The following is an 18342-nucleotide window of genomic DNA, read 5'->3' on the forward strand; positions in this document are numbered from 1 at the left end:
CTCTACGTCAAGCGCAGTGCCCGTTCCGTAACCGGATGCGCAACCTGAGGCCACAACTGTGGCAGCTCTGCTGCTTCGTGACTCTTGCACCACAAATCGGGGTGTGCGCCCCGTGCTCATGGGCTCGGATGCCGTCCGGCCAGGCCTCGGGGCCGTCGCCTGCGAACTTGCCAGCCGGGTACCGCAGCCGATTGGATGGCTGATCCGTCCCCGTCCATGCGACTCCCCTGAGCCTGTAGCCTCCAAAGCGGGAGCGGGGCGCTCCCGGCGTACGGGCATGAGTCAAGGGTCAGGGGGTAGGGGCATCCGCGCGACCCGGGCATGACGGCATTTCGATCCACGGCGAGGACAGATGGCACAGACGCAGGCCGGCGGGGGTCCCTCGGACCCTGACGCCATGGGCGGCTCCATGGCCGAATCGCCGGAGCTGTGGGGGAGGAACGGCCTTGTCGGTGACGGCCGCTACCGCCTCACGCACCGTCTCGGGCGCGGCGGCATGGCGGAGGTCTTCGCCGCCGAGGATCTGCGCCTGGGCCGTACGGTCGCGGTGAAGCTGCTGCGCTCCGACCTCGCGGAGGACCCGGTCTCCAAGGCCCGTTTCACGCGTGAGGCACAGTCCGTCGCGGGCCTCAACCATCACGCCGTCGTCGCGGTCTACGACTCCGGCGAGGAGATCATCGGCGGCAGCGTCACGCCGTACATCGTGATGGAGCTGGTCGAGGGCCGTACGATCCGCGATCTGCTGATGAACGCGGAGGCGCCGCCGCCCGACCAGGCGCTGATCATCGTCTCCGGTGTCCTGGAGGCCCTGGCCTACAGCCACCAGCACGGCATCGTGCACCGCGACATCAAGCCGGCCAACGTCATCATCACCAACACCGGCGCGGTGAAGGTGATGGACTTCGGCATCGCCCGGGCGCTGCACGGCGCCTCCAACACCATGACGCAGACCGGCATGGTGATGGGCACGCCGCAGTACCTCTCCCCCGAGCAGGCGCTGGGCAAGACGGTCGACATCCGCTCCGACCTGTACGCCACCGGCTGCCTTCTCTACGAACTGCTCACGCTCAGACCCCCGTTCACGGGTGAGACGCCGCTGTCCGTCGTCTATCAGCACGTGCAGGACGAGGCGGCGCCGCCGTCCGAATCCTCGGAGACCGTCCCGCCAGAGCTGGACGGCCTTGTGATGCGTGCCCTGGCGAAGGACCCGGACGACCGCTTCCAGAGCGCCGAGGAGATGCGCGGCCTCGCCCAGTACGCGCTCCAGATGCTGCACGAGCAGGGCAGCCACACGGGCGGGATGTGGAACACCGGCCCCGTCGCCCACGCCGGCGGTTCGACCCCGGCGATGGGCGTCCCCGGCGCGGGCGCCATGCAGCACCCCGCGCACAGCGAGACCTCGCAGCTGGCCCCGGGGATGCTGATGGGCGCCCCCGGCCGGGACGACGGAGGCTTCGAGGGCGGGCCGCGCCGCGACGGCAGGCGCGGCAACGGCGTGAGGAACGCGTTCATCGCCCTTGTCGCCGTGATCGTGGCCGCGGCGGGCATCTACTTCGCGACGGCCTTCAAAGACGACAGCGGCAACAAGACCACCCCGGACTCCTCCACGACGGAGCCGAAGGACAAGAAGACCAAGGACAAGCCGACCCCCACGCCGACGGAGACCGAGCAGGAGCCGGGCACCACGACGGGCGACACCGGCGAGAACACGCCCAGCCAGACGCCGTCGCAGACGCCGAGCGAGACCGAGAGCTCGCCCTCCGACGAGCCGACCGGCACCCCGAGCGAGACGGACTCCGGCAACGGCGGCAACTCCGGCAACGGCGGCGGCCAGGGCGGCCCCACCGGCACGCCGACCGAGACGCCCAGCGACACCGGCGGCGCCGACGAGGGCGGCGAGAACAGCGGCCAGGGAGAACCCGAGGAGTGACCTGACCGGCCGGCCCCGCCGTCGGAGGCGACGCGGCGGCCGGCCCGAACGGGGCGGGGGCCATCTCGACGGCAGTCCCCGCGTGTCCGCCGGCGAAGCGCTCACCAGGGGATGGCTCAGACGCCCTGGCCGTCCCCTCCGCCGCCTTCCGCCTGCATGCGGGCGACGTACGCGGCGGCCTGGGACCTGCGTCTCATTCCCAGCTTCGAGAGCAGCTGCGAGACGTAGTTCTTGATCGTCTTCTCGGCCAGGTTCAGCTCGTCGCCGATGGCCCTGTTGGTCATGCCCGCGCCGATCAGATCCAGGATGATGCGTTCCTGGCCGGTGAGCGAGGAGAGCTTGCCCTCGCCGCCCGCGTCCGCGCGGCTCGCCCCTCTGCGCAGCCGCTCCACCACGCGGCGCGCGGCGTCGGGGCCGATCAGCACCCTCCCGGCGGCCGCGTCCCGTACCGCCGACTGGAGCTCCTTGCCGCGGATCCCCTTCAGCACGTAGCCGGACGCCCCGGCCAGCACGGCGTGCACGAGCGCCTCCTCGTCCGGGAACGAGGTGAGGATCAGGCACGCGATGCGCGGATCGCGGGAGCGCAGCTCACGGCAGACCTCGATCCCGCTGCCGTCCGGGAGGCGTACGTCGAGCACCGCGACATCGGGACGGGCGTCGGGAATGCGCTTCACCGCATCGGCCGCGTTGTCCGACTCACCGATCACCTCGATGTCGGTCTCCGCCGCGAGCATCTCGTGCACGCCGCGGCGGATCACCTCGTGATCATCGAGCAGGAAGACAGTGATTTGCGTGCTTTCTTCCATTTTTTCAGTCTCACACACTGGTCTCCGCTCCGCCCTTCCCGCACTCTGGAGCCGCGGGATACCGTGCAGAGGTCTACGAGGCCCGCGAGGCTGTGACCAGTGATGTCCCTGATCCTTCAGCTCGCCAGGACTTCCGGTTCGTTTACTTGGAAATCCGAGCAAAGTTGCAGGTCAGGGCTGCTTCATGCATGTATGGAGTCCTGGGAACTGCTTCAGCGGGCCTCAACCGAGACAGCTTCACCGTCCGGTTGCCGTCCGTGCCGCACCCACCCCGTGCGCCGTACGGGACCGGGCGAGCCTCCCTCCACCCCCGGGTGGAGGAACCCCAGGCCACCGGCGACCCCGGGGGCCGGACAGAAGAGGAGCACACGTGACCGTGGAGAGCACTGCCGCGCGCAGCACGTCGCGCCGCAGCGGCGCCGGAGGCAAGCGCGAGACGAAGAAGGCGGCGCCCGCGCCGGGCGACGCCGGAGGCACGACCGGGACGACGGCGAAGGCCGCGAAGCGTTCGAAGCCCGCGAAGACGGCCAAGCCCGCCAAGACCGCCCGGACGGCGAAGACCGCCAAGTCCGCGAAGCCACGCGCCGCGGCGCCCGCCGCGAATGGATCCGGCACCGAACTCGTACAGCTGCTGACCCCCGAGGGCGACCGGGTCGAGCACCCCGACTACGCCATCGACCTGACCGCCGAGGAACTCCGCGGCCTGTACCGCGACATGGTTCTCACCCGGCGCTTCGACAGCGAGGCGACCTCGCTCCAGCGCCAGGGTGAACTCGGCCTGTGGGCCTCCCTGTTGGGCCAGGAGGCGGCGCAGATCGGCTCGGGGCGCGCGCTGCGCGACGACGACTACGTCTTCCCCACCTACCGCGAGCACGGCGTCGCGTGGTGCCGCGGCGTCGACCCGACGAAGCTGCTGGGCATGTTCCGAGGCGTGAACAACGGCGGCTGGGACCCGACGTCGAACAACTTCCACCTCTACACGATCGTCATCGGCTCCCAGGCCCTGCACGCCACCGGCTATGCGATGGGCGTCAACCTGGACGGCGCCGACTCCGCGGTCATCGCCTACTTCGGCGACGGCGCCTCCTCGCAGGGCGACGTGGCCGAGGCGTTCACCTTCTCCGCGGTCTACAACGCACCGGTCGTCTTCTTCTGCCAGAACAACCAGTGGGCGATCTCCGAGCCCGCCGAGCGGCAGTCCCGCGTGCCGCTCTACCAGCGTGCCGCCGGCTACGGCTTCCCGGGTGTACGCGTCGACGGGAACGACGTGCTGGCTTGTCTCGCCGTCACCCGCGCCGCCGTCGAACGGGCGCGGAGCGGCCAAGGGCCCATGCTCGTCGAGGCTTTCACCTACCGGATGGGCGCCCACACCACCTCCGACGACCCGAGCCGCTACCGCCGGGACGAGGAGCGGGCGGAGTGGGAGGCCAAGGACCCGATCGCGCGGCTGCGCGCGTACCTGGAGAAGGACGGGCTGGCCGACGACGCGTTCTTCGCCTCCATCGAGGAGGAGAGCGAGGCCATGGGCAAGCACGTGCGCGAAGCGATCCGCACCATGCCCGACCCTGACACCATGGCCATCTTCGAGAACGTCTACGCGGACGGTCACGCGCTGGTCGACGAGGAGCGCGCCCAGTTCGCCGAGTACCTCGCGTCCTTCGCCGACCCAGCCGACTCCGCAGGGGAGGGCCGCTGACATGGCCGCTGCCGCTACTTCGACCGCCGCCGCGTCCACGACCCCGGACGTGCGGAAGATGCCCATCGCCAAGGCGCTCAACGAATCCCTGCGCACCGCGATGGAGAACGACCCGAAGGTCCTGATCATGGGGGAGGACGTCGGCAAGCTCGGCGGGGTCTTCCGCATCACGGACGGCCTTCAGAAGGACTTCGGCGAGCAGAGGGTCATCGACACCCCGCTCGCCGAGTCCGGCATCGTCGGCAGCGCGATCGGACTCGCGCTGCGCGGCTACCGCCCCGTCGTGGAGATCCAGTTCGACGGTTTCGTCTTCCCTGCGTACGACCAGATCGTCACGCAGCTCGCGAAGATGCACGCCCGCGCGCTGGGCAAGATCAAGCTTCCCGTCGTCATCCGCATCCCGTATGCGGGGGGCATCGGCGCCGTCGAGCACCACAGCGAGTCCCCGGAGGCGCTGTTCGCGCACGTCGCCGGCCTCAAGTGCGTCTCGCCGTCGAACGCTTCGGACGCCTACTGGATGATGCGTCAGTCCATCGAGAGCGACGACCCCGTCATCTTCTTCGAGCCCAAGCGCCGGTACTGGGACAAGGGCGAGGTGGACGTCACCGCGATCCCGGCGCCGTTGCACGCGGCACGCGTGGCGCGCCAGGGCAGCGACGTGACGCTGGCCGCCTACGGGCCGATGGTGAAGACCTGCCTGGAGGTTGCGGCCGCCGCGCAGGAGGAGGGGCATTCCCTCGAAGTGATCGACATGCGCTCGATGTCGCCGATCGACTTCGACAGCATCCAGAAGTCGGTCGAGAAGACCGGAAGGCTTGTGGTGGTGCACGAGGCACCCGTATTCCTGGGAACCGGCTCGGAGGTGGCTGCCAGGATCACGGAGCGGTGCTTCTACCACCTGGAGGCTCCGGTGCTGCGCGTGGGAGGCTTCCATGCGCCGTATCCGCCGGCCCGGCTGGAGGACGAGTACCTTCCGGGGCTCGACCGGGTGCTCGATGCCGTCGACCGCGCGCTGGCGTACTGAGGAGAGTCGTGACGATGACTGAGAGCGCTACCCGCATCCGCGAGTTCAAGATGCCCGATGTGGGTGAGGGCCTCACGGAGGCGGAGATCCTCAAGTGGTACGTCCAGCCCGGTGACACGGTCACGGACGGCCAGGTCGTCTGCGAGGTCGAGACGGCCAAGGCGGCCGTCGAACTGCCCATCCCCTTCAACGGAGCCGTGCACGAGCTGCGCTTCACCGAGGGCACGACCGTGGACGTCGGCACCGCGATCATCGCGGTGGACACCGACCCCTCGGCCGGGCCGCCGGAGGGCGGAGCAGGCGCGGAGGAGGCGCCTGCCGAGGCGTCCGCCGACGAAGGAGAGGGAGAGGGCCGGAAGCCCGTGCTGGTCGGCTACGGCGTCGCGGCGTCCCCGACGAAGCGCCGCCCGCGCAAGCAGCCCCCGTCGGACACCGCACAGAACGGGAACGGCAAGCAGGAGTCCGTACAGGAGGCCGTCCAGGGCGAGTTGAACGGTCACCACGAGGCCGCCGCGCCCACCGTCGGAGCGGTGGCGGAGGCACCGGGTGCCGTGGACCGTCCCCTGGCCAAGCCGCCGGTGCGCAAGCTGGCCAAGGACCTCGGCATCGACCTCACGACGGTGGTGCCGACCGGGCCCGACGGCGTCATCACGCGCGACGACGTGCACGCGGCGGCGGCCACAGCGGGCGCCCGCGTCCCCGCCCCGGCGGGGCCGGCACCGGCCGCCGCTCCCGCTCCCGCTGCCGCCGCACCGCAGACAGGGGCTCAGGCCGGCGGCCCGGCCGCGCGAGAGACGCGGATCCCGGTGCGCGGCGTACGGAAGGCCACGGCTCAGGCCATGGTCGAAAGCGCCTTCACCGCGCCGCAGGTCACGGAGTTCGTGACCGTCGACGTGACGCGCACGATGAAGCTCGTACGGGAACTGAAGCAGGACCCGGACATGCAGGGGCTGCGGGTCAACCCGCTGCTGCTGGTCGCCAAGGCGTTCCTGGTCGCCCTGCGCCGCCACCCGGAGGCCAACGCCGCCTGGGACGAGGCGAATCAGGAGATCGTGCAGAAGCACTACGTCAACCTGGGCATCGCCGCGGCCACACCGCGCGGCCTGATCGTCCCCAACATCAAGGACGCGCAGGCCAAGACCCTGCCCGAACTCGCGGAAGCACTCGGCGAGTTGGTAACGACTGCCCGCGAGGGCAAGACGAGTCCGGCGGACATGCAGGGCGGCACGGTGACGATCACCAACGTCGGCGTCTTCGGCGTCGACACTGGGACGCCCATCCTCAACCCCGGCGAGTCGGCGATTCTGGCCTTCGGGCAGGTCCGGCAGCAGCCGTGGGTGCACAAGGGCAAGGTCAAGCCGCGCGACGTCACCACGCTCGCGCTCGCCTTCGACCACCGTCTGATCGACGGCGAACTGGGCTCGAAGGTGCTGGCGGACGTGGCGGCGGTCCTGGAGCACCCCAAGCGCCTGATGACCTGGACCTGACGCCGGGCCGCACGCGCGAGGCAGTGAGCACGATGCCGGGCACCTTCCTCAGGAGGTGCCCGGCATCTGCGTGCCGGGAGTAGCGCTGCTGGCGGGAGCCCGGTCGGTCACGTGATCAGGGGTGCGGTGACAGGGTGTTCACCGCGGATGCGCGGCAGCGCGGGTGCGAGGTGTTGCGGCCGGCGCAGGCTCGTTCATTCCAGGGCGTGCGCGGTGAAACGCGGCTGCGACATCGTCGGCTTCCAGGTCGCAGTCCTGCCGGGTGAGTTCGCCCCCGTCGGTGCCGAGCAGGGACGAGCTCGTCGCCGTCCTGGAAGGCCGCGGCGACGGCGTCGCGCGTGAACTCCTGCGCACGGCCCCCTGGCTGTTCCGCGGTTCTCCCCCGGCAACACATGCTGCTGCGCGCCGGGCTCCGGCGTGGGAGTCTCGCCGAGATCGAGCACCGGGGTTCCCGTCCCGGGAGGGCTCGCGTCCATATCGCGGACGCGAACACGCACGCATCTTTGTTGTATCTAAGCTGTGCACATGTCCGTTTCCACCGACCTCACGACCACTGCCCCGGCACGGCGTCCGGCCGCTGCCGAGCGCGTGTACGCACACGTCAAACAGGCCGTGCTGGACCGCCGTTACGAGGGCGGGATGCTGCTCACGGAGGGCGAGCTCGCCGAGGCCGTCGGCGTCTCGCGAACGCCCGTACGGGAGGGGCTGCTTCGCCTCGAGGTCGAGGGGCTGATCAAGCTCTACCCGAAGAAGGGCGCCCTCGTACTGCCCGTGTCGGCGCAGGAGATCACCGACGTCGTGGAGACGCGGCTCCTCGTCGAGCAGCACGCCGTCCGCAAGTCCTCGGACCCGGTGCGTGCCGGGCTGATCGCGCGCCTCGAGGAGCTGCTGGAGGAGCAGCGCGCGCACGCCGACGCCGGCGATCTGACGGCGTTCGCGGTCAGCGACCGCTGCTTCCACGCGGAGATCGTCCGGAGCACCGGCAACGAGATCCTCACCCGCCTGTACGACCAACTCCGCGACAGGCAGCTGCGGATGGGTGTCGCGATGATGCACGCGCAGCCGGACAGGATCGCCAAGAGCATCGCCGAGCACGCGGAGATCGTGGAGGCTGTGCGCGCCGGTGACGCGGACGCCGCCGCGGGCGCCGTACGCCGCCACGTCACATGGGTGCGGGACCTGGTGCACGGTGATGTGCGGTGAGCGCACCCACCTCCGCGGGCCTCCCGGTCCACAGCGACCCGCCCGGGGGCTCCCGAGCGGTCGCGGTCTGGGGCCTGGGCGTCACCGTCTACTTCGTCGCCATCACCTACCGCACGAGCCTCGGCGTGGCAGCGCTCGACGCCGCCGAGCGCTTCGACATCAGCGCCTCCGCCCTCTCCACGTTCTCCATCCTCCAACTGCTCGTCTACGCGGGGATGCAGATACCGGTCGGGCTGCTGGTGGACAGGCTGGGCACCAAGAAGGTGCTGACGCTGGGCGTGGTGCTCTTCACCCTGGGGCAGTTGGGCTTCGCCTTCTCCGGCTCCTACGCCGCGGCGCTGGCCTGCCGCGCCCTGCTGGGATGCGGCGACGCGATGACGTTCATCAGCGTCCTGCGGCTCGGATCGCGCTGGTTCCCGGCCAGGTGCGGTCCGGTCATCGCGCAGATCGCCGGCCTCATCGGCATGGCGGGCAACCTGGTCACCACGCTGGTGCTGGCCCGCGTGCTCGACGCCTTCGGCTGGACGGCCACCTTCGCGGGGAGCGCGGTGGGCGGCGTGCTGCTGCTCGTCCTCGTCGTGGCGTTCCTCAGGGACCACCCGAAGTCGTACGCGCCGGTCCCGGTGCCGCACATGGGCGGCGGGTACATACGGCGCCAGATCGTACGGGCCTGGCGGGAGCCCGGGACCCGCCTCGGCATGTGGGTGCACTTCACGACGCAGTTCCCCGGCATGGTCTTCCTGCTGCTGTGGGGGATGCCGTTCCTCGTACAGGGGCAGGGGCTCGCACGCGCCACCGCCGGTGAACTGCTCACGCTCATCGTGCTGTCGAACATGGTCGTGGGTCTGGTCTACGGGCAGCTGATCTCCCGTCACCACGCGGCCCGCGCCCCGCTCGCGCTCGGCACGGTGGCCGTGACCGCCGGGGTCTGGGCGACGGTCCTGCTCTGGCCGGGCCATGCCCCGGTCTGGCTGCTGGTGCTGCTGTGCACGGTGCTGGGCGCGTGCGGGCCCGCGTCCATGATCGGCTTCGACTTCGCACGGCCGGCCAACCCTCCGGAGCGGCAGGGCACGGCCTCGGGAATCGTCAACATGGGTGGTTTCACTGCCTCGATGACGACGCTTCTGGCCGTCGGCGTCCTGCTGGACCTCACCGGCGGCAGTTTCCGGGCCGGCTTCGCGAGCATCTTCGTGCTGGAGGCGCTGGGCATCGCGCAGATCCTGAGGCTCCGCAAGCGGGCGCACCGTCGTGAGCGTGAGCGCGTGGTCGCCAGCCGCGTGGAGGCGGTGCACGTCCCGGTCTCCTGACCTTCGGACGGGACGGAACAGGCGGGACGGGACGGTCCCGGCACGGGCCCGACGGGCTGTGCGCCGGACGGCGCCGGGCCGGTGCGCGCAAGGGAACGGGTGCGGGCAGTGGCCGGAGCGGCATGTGGCGGCGCGCTCACGGCGCCGCCCGCCGCCCGTTCATGGCGTGACTGCCGTTCATGGCGTGACCGCCGGTCACGCCATGACCGCCCGGGTCAAGCCGTGACCGGCCCCGTCACGGCGTGACGGAGAAGTTCTCCAGGATCGCCTTCGCCAGCTTGGTGTCGCCTTCGATCTTCACCTGGTCCGCGACGGCATCGGCACGCACCCGCCCGGCCGCGAGCCGCACATAGGTCTCCCAGTCCAGAGACAGCGTCACCGCGGGACCCAGGGACGGGCTGCCGTCGACCGTGCCCCGTCCGTCCGAGCCGACCCGCACCGTGCGCATGAACTCGAGCGGACCGCTCACGTCGAAGACCACCGCCGTGTTCGGGGGTGCGCCCGCCTTCTTGGCGACCACCTTCGGCAGGCCCTCCACCATCAGATCGCGCGCCACGGTCGCGCCCGCCGAGTCGAGGTTGCCCGGCTTGCCGAGCGCCCTGCGCAGATCCTGCTCGTGCACCCACAGGTCGAACGCCCGCAGCCGCAGCTGGTGTTCGAGGGTGATCTTCGTGCCGCCCGGCATGATGTCCCGCACCTCGGCGTCCGGCGCACGCTTCTCGTTGCGCAGCTGACGGGAGCGGCGGATGATCGTGTACTCCAGCTCGCCCGTCATCTCCGGACCGGTGTGGTGCCGCCGCACGTCGACCTGGATCTCCATGTGCCGGCTGGGTTCGTCGACGACGTGGTAGAGGTCGCGCGGCAGGGTGTGGATCGGCCGCGGATCGCCGAGAAGTTCGCACTCCATGCCGATGATGTGCGAGACCACATCCCGGACCGACCACGCCGGGCAGGCGGTGCGCCGGTTCCACTCGCCCTCTACGAGCGGCCTCACCAGTTCGGATATCGCTTCGATGGACTCGGTCCAGGCGTCGACGTATGGCTGAAGGCTTGGGTGGTCGGTCACGAGACCCCTCGGGCGGTACGGACGTTCGTCGTCTTCGGTGCGTGCGGTGCTCTCAAGTTACGCTGCGCGCGGCCCACGCGGCAGTGCTTTCGGGGCACGATGCTAGGCCCATTCGGACCCCTTTTGCGCACCGGCGGTGGTACTGTGCGCGCCTGTTCGGTACGAACACGTATGAAGTCATGCAAAGCGGTCAATTCGCCTGCCGTACGCCCCGGTTCGTCCGGCCTGCGGCACCCGGTACGCGGCCGTCCCGCGGGTGCCCCGGTGGATGCCCGCGCGCCCCTCAGTCGTCGCCCGTCAGAGCGTCGACGCACACCGCCAGCGACAGCAGCAACGGCACGTCGGCGCCCGGCTGTTCGATGTCCACGGCGTAGGTGTCGCGCACCCTGAACCACCTTCGGGAGATGCGTGCCAGACGCCCGCCGCCGAGCTCGATGTCGTACTCCTTGTCGAGCACGTTGCCGTGCACCGACAGCGCACCGCCGTCCGCGAGCCGCGCCTTGAAGCGGTGGCGCAGGGGCGTGAACCGCTTCTTTCGCACCGTCGCCAGCTTCTGGCCGCCGCGCTCGATCTCCATCGTCTCCCAGAGGCTGATCATCTTCCGTCGGATGACGGCGACGACCTCCCCCTGCACGTCCTTGAGCTGGAACGTCTGCCGTACCCGCAGCGCCTTTCCGTCGACGAGGAAGGCGTGCTCCCCGTGCTCGTCGTCGATCCAGTAGTCGTCGCCGATGCCGAAGATCCGTTCGCGTACGAGATACCTCATGGCAGACGACTTCCCCGCACGGCGGCGGAATGCTCGCCCGGAGGCGATTGTTGCTCCGGCCATGGCTTCTCACGCACGCGTACGGGCGCCCGAGCTGCAAGGGGAGGGCGGCTGGCTGAACACCGGCGGCAGGGACCTCACCCTCGCCGACCTGCGGGGGCGGATCACTCTGATCGACTTCTGGACCTTTTGCTGCGTCAACTGCCTGCATGTGCTCGACGAGTTGCGCGAGCTCGAGGAGCGGCACCGCGACACCCTCGTGATCGTGGGCGTGCACTCACCGAAGTTCGCACACGAGGCCGATCACGAGGCGGTCGTTGACGCCGTGGAGCGTTACCAGGTCGAGCACCCGGTGCTGGACGATCCTCAGCTGGCGACCTGGAAGCAGTACGCGGTACGGGCCTGGCCCACGCTCGTCGTGATCGACCCCGAGGGCTACGTCGTCGCCCAGCACGCCGGCGAGGGCCACGCGCACGCCATCGCGACGCTCGTGGAGGATCTGGAGCGCGAGCACGAGGCGAAAGGCACGCTGCGGCGCGGCGACGGCCCGTATGTGCCCCCGGAGCCCGAGCCGACCGCACTGCGCTTCCCCGGGAAGGCGCTGCGGCTGCCTGGCAGGGGCCCCACCGAGGCCACGGGCCCTGGGGGACGGAACTTCCTCGTCTCCGACACCACCCGCCATCAGCTGGTCGAGCTGGCTCCCGACGGTGAGACCGTGCTGCGCCGCGTGGGCAGCGGCGAGCGCGGCCTGGTGGACGGCGGCCCCGGCCAGGCGCGCTTCAGCGAGCCCCAGGGACTCGCGCTGCTGCCCGACGGGAGGACGGTCGTCGTCGCCGACACCGTCAATCACGCGCTGCGCTCCTACGATCCGGTCACCGGCGAGGTGGGCACGCTCGCGGGCACCGGCGAGCAGTGGTGGCAGGGCGCCGCGACGGACGGGCCCGCCCTTGAGGTCGCCCTCTCCTCACCGTGGGACGTGGAGTGGTTCGACGGGCGGCTGTGGATCGCCATGGCGGGCGTGCACCAGCTGTGGTCGTGGACGCCGCCCGGGGCGGGTGAGCGGCAGGGACGCGTGCGGGTCGAGGCAGGGACCACCAACGAGGGCCTGGTCGACGGGCCGGTGGCCGAGGCGTGGTTCGCCCAGCCCTCGGGCCTGTCGGCCTCGGCGGACGGTGAGCGGCTGTGGGTCGCCGACTCGGAGACGAGCGCCCTGCGCCGGATCGAGCGGACGGGGGCCGGCAGGGCTCTCCAGGTGCGCACAGCCGTGGGCACGGGCCTGTTCGACTTCGGACACCGGGACGGCAGCGCCGAACAGGCCCTGTTCCAGCACCCGTTGGGCGTCACGGCGCTGCCCGGCGGGCGGGTCGCCGTCAGCGACACCTACAACAACGCGCTGCGCTGCTACGACCCGGAGAGCGGCGAAGTCACCACCCTCGCCACGGACTTGCGTGAGCCTTCGGGGGCGTTGCTCGTGGACGACCACGAAGGACGGGACGGGCCCGGGCAGGGGACCGAGATCGTGGTCGTCGAGTCGGCCCGTCACCGGCTGACGCGGTTGCGGCTCCCCGAGGAGGCCGTACGGGTCGAGCCGGTGGCCCACCGCACACAGCGCTCGGCGACCGAAGTGGCGCCCGGGGAGCTGCTGTTGGAGGTCGTCTTCCAGGCGCCCGGCGGCCAGAAGCTCGACGACCGGTACGGCCCCGCGACCCGGCTGCTCGTCGGCTCGACGCCGGAGGACCTGCTGGCGGAGGGAGCCGGTACGGGCACGGACCTGACTCGCGCAGTGCGGCTCGCGGACGGCGTGACGGAGGGCGTGCTGCACGTGTCGGCGATGGCGGCCTCGTGCGACGACCCCGACGGGTCGGCGGAGCCGGTGGAGTACCCGGCGTGCCATGTGCACCAGCAGGACTGGGGCGTCCCGGTCCGTGTCACGGCGTCGGGCACGTCCCGGCTGCCGCTCGTGCTCGCGGGCATGGACTCGGGGGCGGCTGCTGCTGATGCGCCTTCCTGAGCGGACGCCCAGGCAGCCCCTGAGAGGCGCGGGTGGCGCCTTATGCCTCGTTCGCGACGGAATGCCCGCGCATGGATGGCAAAGCGGCCTGGTCTTGCCGGGAACAGCCGGTCCGGTCGGCACGGTTGCATCGACCGAGGGACCGGTGCCGCACGGGTGGGGAACACGGAGACCACAAGGTCATGAGCCCCGCCAGGATCTGTCCCCCACGATCGCGGTGCGCCCGCCGCCCACTCGGACCAGGACGTATTTCTGCAGGAGGACTGTTTCATGACTGACCGGCCCTTGACGCTCATGGCAGTACATGCCCATCCCGACGACGAAGCCACCGGAACCGGAGGGATCCTCGCGCGGTACGCGGCCGAGGGCATCCGCACGGTTCTCGTGACGTGTACCGACGGCGGTTGCGGTGACGGACCGGGGGGTGTCAAGCCGGGCGACCCCAGACATGATCCGGCGGCCGTCGCCTTGATGCGCCGTCAGGAACTCAAGGCGAGCTGTGACGTGCTGAAGGTCAGCGATCTGGAGATGCTGGACTATGCCGACTCCGGGATGACGGGCTGGCCGAGCAACGACGCCCCCGGATCCTTCTGGCAGACCCCCGTGGAGGAAGGCGCCGCCCGGCTCGCGGAACTCATGCGGCACTACCGGCCCGATGTGGTCGTCACCTACGACGAGAACGGCTTCTACGGTCACCCCGACCACATCCAGGCCCACCGCATCACGATGGCGGCGCTGGAGATGACCGAGCTGAGGCCGAAGGTGTACTGGACGACGGTGCCCCGCTCGATGATGCAGCGGTTCGGGGAGACACTGCGCGAGTTCGATGAGGACATGCCGGAGCCGGATCCTGCAGAGGCCGCCGCGATGGCCGAGATCGGCCTCCCCGACGATGAGGTCACCACGTGGGTGGACACCGTCGCATTCAGCGGTCAGAAGTTCGATGCGCTGGCCGCGCACGCCAGTCAGGGCGAGAACATCTTCTTCCTCAAGATGGGCAAGGAGAGGTTCGGCGAGTTGATGGGCATGGAGACCTTCGTACGTGTCAAGGACGCCACCGGCGCGGCCGTACCCGAGAACGATCTCTTCGCCGGGCTGCGCTGATCGGCCCGTCCGACCGGGTCACGAGGGCGGTCTCCGGCACCGAGCACGAGACCTGCGGGAGCGGCCCGCGGCTTCCGCTGCGTGCGGAGGCCGCGGACCGCGAGTGTGCCGATCTCACCGGATCGCCCGGGGGCGTTCCGGCGGTTCACCGGTCACCCCAGGTGGTGGCGCTCCTCTTCCACCATCACCGGTGCGGCCGGGGACGGCGGCTGGGTCTTGCGGCGCTTGAAGATGCTGACGTAGACGGAGAGACCGATCAGCCCGACGGCCATCAGGACGAGCCCCACCACATCGAGATTGACGACGTCGGTGTTCATGTCGACGGCCAAGGTCAGGATGGCCCCCACTGCCAGCATGCCGATGCAGAAGACGATGCCCATGGATTCCTTGCCTCCGATTGGCGGTTGTCCTGCTGTACGGCTTTCGTACGCGGTCCGGGTGCCCCCCGAAGTGAACGTCAATCAATCCGTACCTGTGCGGTGGCGCCAACGGGGAGGCGGAGCGCGGGCGTTGGGATGCATGGATCCACCCGCGCTCCGCCTGCCGGGATTTCAGCCCGTGAGGAATCCGCTCATGCAACGGGTCAGCAGGTGCGGGTCGTCCACGCCGCACAGCTCACGCGCCGAGTGCATGGACAGGATGGCCACGCCGACGTCGACGGTCGAAATGCCGTGCCTGGCCGCGGTGATGGGCCCGATCGTCGTCCCGCAGGGCATCTCGTTGTTCGACACGAACGTCTGCCAGGGCACCCCGGCCCGCTCGCAGGCCGCCGCGAAGACCGCACGGCCCGAACCGTCCGTGGCGTAGCGCTGGTTGACGTTGACCTTCAGGATCGGCCCGCCGTTGGGCTTCGGCAGGTGCCCGGGGTCGTGCCGCTCCGAGTAGTTGGGGTGCACCGCGTGGCCGGTGTCCGAGGAGAGGCACACACTCCCCGCGTACGCCCGCGCGCGGTCCTCGTAGCCGCCGCCGCGGGCGAAGACGGAGCGTTCGAGTACCGAGCCGAGGAGCGGTCCCTCGGCACCGGTGTCCGACTGGCTGCCGTTCTCCTCGTGGTCGAAGGCGGCCAGCACGGGAATGGCGGGAAGCTCGCCGCGCGCGGCCGCGTCCGCGAGCGCGACGGCACCGGCGTGCACGGAGAGGAGGTTGTCCATGCGCGGGCCGGCCAGCAGCTCCTCGTCCCGTCCGATGTACGCGGGCGGCTCCACGCTGTGCGCCATCAGGTCCCAGCCGGTGATCTCCTCGGGGGCGACGCCCGCCTCCTCGGCCACGAAGCCGATCAGGTCGCCCTCCCGCGGCGTGCCGAGGCCCCACACGGGTGTCATGTGGCGCTGACGGTCCAGCTTGAGCCCGTCGTTGACCTGCCGGTCGAGGTGGATGGCGAGCTGCGGCACGCGCAGCAGCGGCCGGCTGATGTCCACCAGCCGCGTCGTTCCGTCGCGCATCGAGAGGCGTCCGGCCAGGCCGAGGTCCCTGTCGAGCCAGGTGTTGAGCAGGGTGCCGCCGTAGATCTCCATGCCGATCTGCCGCCAGCCGTTGCTCCCGGTGTCGGGGACCGGCTTGACGCGCAGATTGGGGGAGTCGGTGTGAGCGCCGATGATGCGGTACGGAGTTGCCGGGCCCGCGCCGGCCGGCACGTACCAGGCGATCAGCGCGCCGCCGCGCACGACGTAGTGGCCGCGGCCGCCCGTGCCGCCGCCGGCCGCGTCCCAGGCTTCCGTCTCGTCGAGCTGCCGGAAGCCCGCCTTCTCCAGCAACTCCGCCGCGCTGCGCACCGCGTGGTACGGCGTGGGTGAGTCCGAGAGGAAGCCGATGAGGCCGTCGGTGTGTGCCCGGCCCGCGTGGTGCGGCGGCGCGGGGCTCTGGGAGCGTGGGGTCATACGCTCAGCATACGAAGGCGAAACGTCCTTCTCCTGCCCCGGAGGGAGGAGAAGGACGTTCCGCATGGGGGGATCCGGCGCTCGGTCCGAGCGGGCGGAAGAGCGGGTCAGAAGGCCGCTTCGTCGAGCTCCATCACGGAGGAGTCGACGTTCTCGGCCAGGGTGCGCTCGACGGCCACCGAGGGCAGCACGTTGGCGGTGAAGAACTTCGCCGCGGCGACCTTCCCCTGGTAGAACGCCTTGTCCTTGGCGGAGAGCGTCAGCGAGGCGTCGGCCAGCTTCTCCGCGGCGACCGTGGCGCCGCGCAGCAGCAGGTAGCCGATGACGACGTCGCCGGAGGAGAGGAGGAAGCGCGTGGTGTTCAGACCGACCTTGTAGATCGACTTCACGTCCTTCTCCGTGGCGGCGAGGTCGGTCAGCATCGCGCCGACCATCGCCTCCAGCTCCACCGCCGCGCGGGAGAGCTCCTCGCGGGCGCCGGCCAGCTCCTCGCCGCCCTTCGCCTCGGCCAGGAACTTCTTGATCTCCTCGGACAGCGTGGTGAGCGCTTGGCCCTGGTCGCGTACGACCTTGCGGAAGAAGTAGTCCTGACCCTGGATCGCGGTGGTGCCCTCGTAGAGGGTGTCGATCTTGGCGTCGCGGATGTACTGCTCGACCGGGTACTCCTGCAGGTAGCCGGAGCCGCCCAGGGTCTGCAGCGACTGTGCGAGCTGCTCGTAGGACTTCTCCGAGCCGTAGCCCTTCACGATCGGCAGGAGCAGGTCGTTCAGACGCTCGGCGGCGGAGGCGTCCTCACCGCGGTACTCCTTGATCACGATCTCGTCCTGCACCGACGCGGTGTAGAGGACGAGCGCGCGCATACCCTCCGCGTACGCCTTCTGCGTCATCAGCGAGCGGCGCACGTCCGGGTGGTGCGTGATGGTCACGCGCGGCGCGGTCTTGTCGGTGAACTGCGCCAGGTCGGCGCCCTGCACGCGCTCCTTGGCGTACTCCAGGGCGTTGAGGTAGCCGGTGGAGAGCGTCGCGATGGCCTTGGTGCCCACCATCATCCGCGCGAACTCGATGACCTTGAACATCTGGCGGATGCCGTCGTGCTTCTCGCCGAGCAGCCATCCCTTGGCCGGTGCGTTGGCGCCGAAGGTCAGCTCGCAGGTGTTGGAGGCCTTCAGGCCCATCTTGTGCTCGACGTTGGTGGCGTAGACGCCGTTGCGGTCGCCGAGTTCGCCGGTCTCCCAGTCGAAGTCGTACTTCGGGACGAGGAAGAGCGAGAGGCCCTTGGTGCCGGGGCCGTGGCCCTCGGGGCGCGCGAGCACGAAGTGCACGATGTTCTCGGAGAGGTCGTGCTCACCGGAGGTGATGAAGCGCTTGACGCCCTCGATGTGCCAGCTGCCGTCGTCCTGCTGGGTGGCCTTGGCGCGGCCCGCGCCGACGTCCGAACCGGCGTCCGGCTCGGTCAGCACCATCGTGGAGCCCCACTGCTTGTCCACCATCAACTGGGCGACCTTCAGCTGCTCTTCGGTGCCCTCGTCGTGGATGACACCGGCGAAGGCCGGGCCGGACGCGTACATCCAGACCGCCGGGTTGGAGCCCAGCACGGTCTCGGCGAAGCTCCACAGCAGCGAGCGCGGCGCGGTGGTGCCGCCGATGGCTTCCGGGGTGCCCAGGCGCCACCACTCGGCGTCCATGTAGGCCTTGTAGCTCTTCTTGAACGACTCGGGAACGGGAGCCGTGTTGGTCTCCGGGTCGAAGACCGGCGGGTTGCGGTCGGAGTCCTCGTAGGACTCGGCCAGCTCGTTCTCGGCGAGGCGCGCGATCTCGGTCAGCACGCTCTTCGCGGTGTCCACGTCCATCTCCGCGAACGGTCCGGTGCCGTACACCGTGTCGCGGCCGAGCACCTCGAAGAGGTTGAACTCGATGTCGCGGAGATTCGACTTGTAGTGCCCCATGGCAACGGCTCCGTGTGGTCTCACTCGACGGACAGGTAGTCAGCTGTGTCTACGGACAATGATGCTACCGGCCGGTAATAAGAAGCAACCCCTAACCGCCCATCTGTGACTCGTTACTC

14 protein-coding genes are annotated in these 18342 nt (G+C 70.1%); 8 read left to right on the forward strand and 6 right to left on the reverse strand.

Annotated features, from left to right (window positions below):
* Positions 1–352 precede the first annotated feature (352 nt).
* Positions 353–1930, forward strand: coding sequence for a protein kinase domain-containing protein (locus G4Z16_RS16675; RefSeq protein ID WP_197351560.1), 1578 nt, complete (start codon positions 353–355; stop codon positions 1928–1930).
* A 116-nt stretch (positions 1931–2046) separates the two neighbouring features.
* Here G4Z16_RS16675 and G4Z16_RS16680 read toward each other — a convergent pair whose 3' ends face one another.
* Entirely contained in the window at positions 2047–2736 is a 690-nt protein-coding gene (locus tag G4Z16_RS16680) for a response regulator (protein WP_197351561.1), read from the reverse strand.
* 376 nt (positions 2737–3112) lie between these two features.
* Here G4Z16_RS16680 and pdhA point away from each other — a divergent pair, with 376 nt between their 5' ends.
* From pdhA to G4Z16_RS16705, 5 genes are all read left to right on the forward strand, one after another.
* Positions 3113–4432, forward strand: a complete 1320-nt coding sequence (gene pdhA / locus G4Z16_RS16685; RefSeq protein WP_425508170.1) for a pyruvate dehydrogenase (acetyl-transferring) E1 component subunit alpha — start codon at positions 3113–3115, stop codon at positions 4430–4432.
* A gap of 1 nt (position 4433) precedes the next feature.
* Entirely contained in the window at positions 4434–5456 is a 1023-nt protein-coding gene (locus tag G4Z16_RS16690) for an alpha-ketoacid dehydrogenase subunit beta (protein ID WP_197351563.1), read from the forward strand.
* Positions 5457–5470: 14 nt separating this feature from the next.
* Positions 5471–6943 (forward strand): dihydrolipoamide acetyltransferase family protein, encoded by a 1473-nt coding sequence (locus G4Z16_RS16695; protein WP_197351564.1) that lies wholly within the window; start codon positions 5471–5473, stop codon positions 6941–6943.
* A 525-nt stretch (positions 6944–7468) separates the two neighbouring features.
* Entirely contained in the window at positions 7469–8146 is a 678-nt protein-coding gene (locus G4Z16_RS16700; RefSeq protein WP_197351565.1) for a GntR family transcriptional regulator, read from the forward strand.
* Complete coding sequence (locus G4Z16_RS16705; protein WP_197351566.1) at positions 8143–9453, forward strand: MFS transporter; 1311 nt, start codon at positions 8143–8145, stop codon at positions 9451–9453. The genes G4Z16_RS16700 and G4Z16_RS16705 overlap by 4 nt, the downstream gene beginning before the upstream one ends.
* 235 nt (positions 9454–9688) lie before the next feature.
* Here the strand turns inward: G4Z16_RS16705 and G4Z16_RS16710 are convergent, their stop codons facing one another.
* Entirely contained in the window at positions 9689–10519 is an 831-nt protein-coding gene (locus tag G4Z16_RS16710) for a maleylpyruvate isomerase family mycothiol-dependent enzyme (RefSeq protein WP_197351567.1), read from the reverse strand.
* 283 nt (positions 10520–10802) lie between these two features.
* Positions 10803–11285, reverse strand: a complete 483-nt coding sequence (locus G4Z16_RS16715) for an LURP-one-related/scramblase family protein (protein WP_197351568.1) — start codon at positions 11283–11285, stop codon at positions 10803–10805.
* A 61-nt stretch (positions 11286–11346) separates the two neighbouring features.
* Here G4Z16_RS16715 and G4Z16_RS16720 point away from each other — a divergent pair, with 61 nt between their 5' ends.
* Positions 11347–13296, forward strand: coding sequence for an NHL domain-containing thioredoxin family protein (locus G4Z16_RS16720; RefSeq protein ID WP_197351569.1), 1950 nt, complete (start codon positions 11347–11349; stop codon positions 13294–13296).
* 270 nt (positions 13297–13566) lie between these two features.
* Positions 13567–14400: a PIG-L family deacetylase gene (locus G4Z16_RS16725; protein ID WP_197351570.1), complete on the forward strand. Its 834-nt coding sequence runs from the start codon at positions 13567–13569 to the stop codon at positions 14398–14400.
* Positions 14401–14552: 152 nt separating this feature from the next.
* On the opposite strand, the gene G4Z16_RS16730 is transcribed toward G4Z16_RS16725, so the two are convergent.
* From G4Z16_RS16730 to G4Z16_RS16740, 3 genes are all read right to left on the reverse strand, one after another.
* Entirely contained in the window at positions 14553–14780 is a 228-nt protein-coding gene (locus G4Z16_RS16730) for a hypothetical protein (protein ID WP_197351571.1), read from the reverse strand.
* 171 nt (positions 14781–14951) lie between these two features.
* Entirely contained in the window at positions 14952–16277 is a 1326-nt protein-coding gene (locus G4Z16_RS16735; RefSeq protein WP_197351572.1) for a M18 family aminopeptidase, read from the reverse strand.
* A gap of 107 nt (positions 16278–16384) precedes the next feature.
* On the reverse strand, positions 16385–18223 hold the full coding sequence (locus G4Z16_RS16740) for an acyl-CoA dehydrogenase (protein ID WP_197351573.1): 1839 nt from the start codon (positions 18221–18223) through the stop codon (positions 16385–16387).
* Positions 18224–18342: the final 119 nt, after the last annotated feature.

Source organism: Streptomyces bathyalis (genome assembly GCF_015910445.1).
Taxonomy (GTDB): Bacteria; Actinomycetota; Actinomycetes; order Streptomycetales; family Streptomycetaceae; genus Streptomyces; species Streptomyces bathyalis.

What these genes read in the sequence shown, in the direction of transcription:
- G4Z16_RS16675 (WP_197351560.1), top strand. Translation starts at nt 353, where the DNA reads ATGGCACAGACGCAGGCCGGCGGGGGTCCCTCGGACCCTGACGCCATG.
- G4Z16_RS16680 (WP_197351561.1), bottom strand. Translation starts at nt 2,736, where the DNA reads ATGGAAGAAAGCACGCAAATCACTGTCTTCCTGCTCGATGATCACGAG.
- G4Z16_RS16690 (WP_197351563.1), top strand. Translation starts at nt 4,434, where the DNA reads ATGGCCGCTGCCGCTACTTCGACCGCCGCCGCGTCCACGACCCCGGAC.
- G4Z16_RS16695 (WP_197351564.1), top strand. Translation starts at nt 5,471, where the DNA reads ATGACTGAGAGCGCTACCCGCATCCGCGAGTTCAAGATGCCCGATGTG.
- G4Z16_RS16700 (WP_197351565.1), top strand. Translation starts at nt 7,469, where the DNA reads ATGTCCGTTTCCACCGACCTCACGACCACTGCCCCGGCACGGCGTCCG.
- G4Z16_RS16715 (WP_197351568.1), bottom strand. Translation starts at nt 11,285, where the DNA reads ATGAGGTATCTCGTACGCGAACGGATCTTCGGCATCGGCGACGACTAC.
- G4Z16_RS16720 (WP_197351569.1), top strand. Translation starts at nt 11,347, where the DNA reads ATGGCTTCTCACGCACGCGTACGGGCGCCCGAGCTGCAAGGGGAGGGC.
- G4Z16_RS16725 (WP_197351570.1), top strand. Translation starts at nt 13,567, where the DNA reads ATGACTGACCGGCCCTTGACGCTCATGGCAGTACATGCCCATCCCGAC.
- G4Z16_RS16730 (WP_197351571.1), bottom strand. Translation starts at nt 14,780, where the DNA reads ATGGGCATCGTCTTCTGCATCGGCATGCTGGCAGTGGGGGCCATCCTG.
- G4Z16_RS16735 (WP_197351572.1), bottom strand. Translation starts at nt 16,277, where the DNA reads ATGACCCCACGCTCCCAGAGCCCCGCGCCGCCGCACCACGCGGGCCGG.
- G4Z16_RS16740 (WP_197351573.1), bottom strand. Translation starts at nt 18,223, where the DNA reads ATGGGGCACTACAAGTCGAATCTCCGCGACATCGAGTTCAACCTCTTC.